We start from the raw sequence: 524 nt of genomic DNA, 5'->3' as shown, positions 1-524 counted from the left end.
AAGGTGCACGTACGGTTCGGGGAGGGGAAGCGCTTATGCGCTTCCTACTCCACTCCCCATGCGGCGCGGGTTCCTCTATCTGGTGGCGATCATGGACTGGGCGACCCGCAAGGTCCTGGCCTGGCGGCTGTCCAACACGATGGATGCCGGCTTCTGCGTCGCGGCGCTGGAGGAGGCGCTGGCCCGCTATGGCAAGCCCGAGATCTTCAACACTGACCAGGGCAGCCAGTTCACGTCGCAGGCCTTCACCACGGTGCTGCGCGAGGCCGAGGTCCGCATCAGCATGGACGGCCGGGGCCGGTGGATGGACAATGTCTTCATCGAGCGGCTCTGGCGCTCCCTGAAGTACGAGTGCGTCTACCTCCACGCCTTCGAGACCGGCTCGGAGCTGCGGGCTGGCCTTGCCCGCTGGATCACCTATTACAACACCGAGCGTCCGCACTCGGGCCTGGCCGGGAGAACCCCGGTGGAGGCCTATCGGCGGATCGGGCAATCAGATCATGGGGGGCATGCCCCCCATGATC

General features: G+C 66.0%; 1 protein-coding gene. It reads left to right on the top strand.

The genetic code is table 11. The annotated features are described in order from the left end of the window. On the top strand, nt 1-524 hold a 524-nt coding region (locus tag AX703_RS06695; protein ID WP_156451945.1), incomplete at both ends, for an IS3 family transposase.

The sequence above is a fragment of the Novosphingobium sp. CCH12-A3 genome (assembly GCF_001556015.1).
Classification (GTDB): Bacteria; Pseudomonadota; Alphaproteobacteria; order Sphingomonadales; family Sphingomonadaceae; genus Novosphingobium; species Novosphingobium subterraneum.
The sequence above is the reverse complement of the archived record's forward strand: the minus strand, read 5'-3'. Positions and strand labels throughout refer to the sequence as shown.